The sequence below is a fragment of the Microseira sp. BLCC-F43 genome (assembly GCF_041929235.1).
Lineage (GTDB): Bacteria > Cyanobacteriota > Cyanobacteriia > Cyanobacteriales > Aerosakkonemataceae > Microseira.
Genome location: NZ_JBHFNP010000287.1, coordinates 1 through 4165, shown reverse-complemented (window position 1 = coordinate 4165; position 4165 = coordinate 1). Strand labels below are relative to the sequence as shown.

3 protein-coding genes and 1 rRNA gene are annotated in these 4165 nt (G+C 47.4%); 2 read left to right on the top strand and 2 right to left on the bottom strand.

Annotated elements, in window-relative coordinates:
• A partial coding sequence (locus ACE1CM_RS38755; RefSeq protein WP_374884261.1) for an RNA-guided endonuclease InsQ/TnpB family protein occupies nucleotides 1–939 on the top strand: 939 nt, incomplete at its 5' end.
• Here the strand turns inward: ACE1CM_RS38755 and ltrA are convergent.
• A complete protein-coding gene (gene ltrA / locus ACE1CM_RS38750) occupies nucleotides 936–2759 on the bottom strand; it encodes a group II intron reverse transcriptase/maturase (RefSeq protein ID WP_374884259.1) in 1824 nt (607 codons plus the stop codon). The genes ACE1CM_RS38755 and ltrA overlap by 4 nt on opposite strands.
• 686 nt (nucleotides 2760–3445) lie before the next feature.
• Here ltrA and ACE1CM_RS38745 point away from each other — a divergent pair.
• A complete protein-coding gene (locus ACE1CM_RS38745) occupies nucleotides 3446–3850 on the top strand; it encodes a hypothetical protein (RefSeq protein WP_374884258.1) in 405 nt (134 codons plus the stop codon).
• 188 nt (nucleotides 3851–4038) lie between these two features.
• Here the strand turns inward: ACE1CM_RS38745 and rrf are convergent.
• Nucleotides 4039–4155: ribosomal RNA gene (gene rrf / locus ACE1CM_RS38740) — 5S ribosomal RNA — on the bottom strand.
• Nucleotides 4156–4165: the final 10 nt, after the last annotated feature.

Below are 4165 nucleotides of genomic sequence, written 5' to 3'. Positions count from 1 at the left end.
ATGATAAGAAAACTGCAAATGATGGCAGTCTGGATAAGCCCATTGTCAAAGGATAGGTTAAATGAGGAGCGGAATGAGGTGAAAGTCTCACGTTCCGTTCTGGAGAGCAGTGGCTCTCGCAAGAGAGTCACTGACTTTAATAGAACCTCTGTCGATGCGTGTCCTCTGGTCTGTCACCTCCCAGAATTACGTGAAAAACCTAGCTACTACAGCCAGAAAAAATACCTGCCAACCCTCAAAAAGGAATCGGTGACGGTGCAATGGTCGGGTGAGGAGTTGGATTTCTCGCGAGTTCCTGCGAACACATTGCAGGAAGTGTGCAAGCGAGTTGAGAAGGCATTTGAACGATTCGTTTCTGGTGATTCCAATGGCAACCGAAGCGGCAAGCCTCGCTTCAAATCACAATCACGCTACCGTTCTCTGGTCGTTGAGGGTGCCGGACTGGAACTGCACTCCTGCTCGGTGGGTGGCAAGTATTTGTATCTCAAAGTCCCTAAGATTGGGTTGCTGAAGGTTCGTTCCCATCGCCATTTGCCTGATGGTGCCATCCTCAAGCAGGTACAGTTGATCAAGAAAGCTGATGGTTGGTTTGTCAATTTGCGGCTTTCCGATCCAACGGTACCAACGGTTACGCCAGATGCAATTCTGCCTACCTGGGACAGTTCGCTAGGGATGGATGCCGTGCTGCATGAGGATGTCTATTTGGCAACCTCTGAAGGCGTGAAGCTGCCATCGCTCAAGGTATTGCGAAAAAGTCAAGCTAAGTTGACTCGCATTTCCCAGAAAAAGAACGTCCGCAAGAAAGGCTCTAAGGCACGTCGCAAACTGGCAAAACGAGAAGGGCGGCAACACCAGAAGATTGCTAGAGCGAGAAAGGATTTCCAGTCCAAAACCGCTCACAAGTTGGTGAGAACGGGCAAGAAAGTATTGTTAAACTAAGCAAGCGAGTCACCCCGTCTGCGAGTCTTCAGAACCGTGCGTGAAACTTTCGCTTCACACGGCTCCTCAGTTACAGGATGCTTGTTATGCATACCATTCAAATCATTGGCTGACTTTGTGTCATGGCAATGTCGGTGTAGTAGTTGTAGGTTATCCATACGGTTCTTTCCGCCTTTGGCTTTGGGTTCTATATGGTCTACTTCCCATGAGTCACCGGGTTTGAAATTCAGTCCGCAGTGTGGACACTTACCCTTGTGTCTTTTTAACAGTTTTGACACTGTTGAAGGGACTTCGGGATCTGTACCCATTCTTGTACTCCAGTAAACTAGGTTACCGTCGTAGGGGCTGGCTTTTCCTTTTACCTTTGTATGCCGTACAATCGGGGTGTCCGAGTGCTTCACAACGGCTATGGAATTGTCTCCCCCCCGTCGGGTTGCAAATATCCAGCGATCGCTTCCTCTGGTTTGCCAGTATTTGTTAGCCACCCATTTTTCGGTTTTATTTGGGTGTCTACGATTCCCCCATCTGCGGAGTTTAGCGTATATCAGGCTGTCTAGTTTTGTGTAGACTTCCTTGCTGCACACTGTTGAGTAGTAGTTTGACCATCCCCTGATGATGGGATTAAGACTTGATATCAAAGCTGCTTGAGCAGCGGCTTTGTGGGTGTCGATGGTTTTCGCTATTTTCTCCAAGTGTAACTTGACCTTATCCGTCGTGGGTTTGATGATTGTTTTGAACCCTAATATTGAGCCGTGGGCGTTTTTCCCTGATTGATATTTTCCGACCTCAAACTGTCTGATTGTGAACCCTAAGAAATTAAATCCTGATTGTTCATTTCCCAGTGGGTTTAAGGTATGGGTTATGCGGGTTTTGGCTGGCTTTAGTTCTAGACCTATCTGCTTTAGCCATTCCTGGATTATCTTCTGACACTCAAGTATTACCTCTAATTTTTCGTGCAGGATTACAAAATCATCTGCATATCGCACTAAGCTTAAAGCTATTTGGTTATCAGCTTTCCTGCCTTTTAAGGTAGTTGCGTATTGTTTGATTCGGTTCTCCATTCCCTGTAGGGCAATATTAGCCAATCTAGGCGATATCACTCCCCCTTGTGGCGTTCCTTGCTCGGTGTCTTCAAATACTCCTTTATCCATCACCCCAGCCTTTAACCATGCTTTGATTTGTCTTCCCATAGTTGGGAAGGTATTTACCTTCTTAAGGAGCGAGGAATGATTGATGCGGTCGAAACATTTTGAGATATCGGCATCTAATACAAATTTTGGCTTGTATCGGATAGCCTTAAATATTGCCTCAATCGCATCATGGCATGAGCGTCCAGGTCTAGGGCCGTAACTATTAGGTTCAAAACAAGCTTCCCATTCGGGTTCTAGTGCTAGCTTGGTTAGGGCTTGTAGCGCCCGGTCATTCATAACGGGTATTCCTAATGGTCGCTTTTCTTCTGTTCCTGGCTTAGGTATCCAGACTCTGCGAGTGGGTTTACTTTTACCTGACAGTTTTAGGCTTCCTACCAGGTTCAGACGTTGCTTTGGGGTCAGGGATTTTACGCCGTCCACGCCTGTCGTCTTTTTACCTCGGTTATCTTGTGTTACCCGTCTGACTGCTAAGCACTTAGCTGACCACGAGTGTAGTAGTGTCTTCTGAAGTTTTCGGACTGCCTTCGTATCACCACGTTCACTGGCTCTATAGATTCGTTTTTGCAACTTGTACACGCGGCGCTCCAGCTTTTTCCAATTAATCTGGTTCCACTGGGGTTCCTCGGTCATTCCATCCTGAATTGTTAATTCGGCATTAGACGTATTCATTGCTTTTTCACAACTCTATATTTCCTGTAACCGGGTGTCAGCTCAGCATATCCCTGTCATTACAACCGGGCGTTGGCTTCTGACACCATCCTGCCCTTCCGTATCCTGGTGTTATCCAGAGTTTTCATCTTGGTTGATTGCTTACTCATCGACCTGAGTAAGAGATATCGGGAGGGTTATTTCGTTCCTGACTGTCATTGATTGAGATTTTAGGGTGGTACTATCCACCGGGTTTATTGGTAGTGCATGATGGTCTATGGAAGATTAGCCATCACCATATCCATAGCCTTTTGGCTCCAGTCTGTCAGCCTTATTTGACTGGTTTCTTCTGACGATGGTTCGGGCGTACCTTTCTTGTGTACCCATAATCTCTTGCTCAGTGTGTACCAGGTTAGGCTCCCAGTAGGAACACCTTTTCATCCCGCTTCCAGGATTGAAGACCACTCTCTACCTTGGGGATGATGCTTTCACCGCTGCACCTGCGGGGTAGGGCTTACACCTACATGACAGTCAAGTTGTCAAGGTTCTTTTCAGGATTATTCCTTTGGGTTTACCTTGCTAGCCGTCCCTGAGTATTACTACCCATTTAGACTAAACGAATCGCACCTTCCATGAAGACCTCAATCTCAAAGGTCTGACGAAACGCAACGCACCCAAACAAGACGAGACGGGTGCTTACCTCCCAAATGGACAATCTGCCAAGTCTGGACTCAATCTATCGTGGGCAGATGCCGCATTTGGGCAATTTTTCACAATCCAAACGTCACATAGCCCGAAAAGCTGGAGCCGTAGTGATTGCGAAAAATCCTGCTTACACGTCCCAATTACTCGCCTATCGAGATGACGTGATCTTTACTGATTGCGATATGCGTGAGTACTGGGATGAGGTAGAAAAGCTCTGGGTTGATCGAGATGTCAACGCTGCGATCAACCTCTTGAGGGTGGGGCTGGACGTGTTCCCCACTATAAAACGCCGTAAAGGTGGCATCGTAATTGTTGGATCAATTACTGATGATACCTCTAAGGAAGTTCTCCGCATTGCAACGGAAGTGCCCCAGAAGCCTACACCATACCCGTTAGGGTTGGTGTAGGAGCGTCACCAAGCCCTAATTAATCGCCGCTTCGCAATAAGCGGGCATTTTATCAACGGGGGTTGAGGGCAATAACGCTTATACAGCAAGCCTTCTAGGGCGCTTTTCGCCCCCTGAACCAACAAATATAAACACCAAAAAGCTCTCTTCGATCACAAACAGAAGAGAGCTTTTTGGTTGAGTATAGAACCTGGCACCGCGCTATTTTTCCAGACAGTCACCCGCCTAGTATCTTCGCCGCTGCGGCGTTTCACCTCCGAGTTCGGGATGGTTCGGTGTGGAGCCACCGCGCTCACAGCACCAGGAAAACTTTTT

Excerpts from the sequence above, each read along its gene's own strand:
- ltrA (WP_374884259.1), bottom strand. The coding sequence starts at position 2,759 with ATGAATACGTCTAATGCCGAATTAACAATTCAGGATGGAATGACCGAG.
- ACE1CM_RS38745 (WP_374884258.1), top strand. The coding sequence starts at position 3,446 with ATGGACAATCTGCCAAGTCTGGACTCAATCTATCGTGGGCAGATGCCG.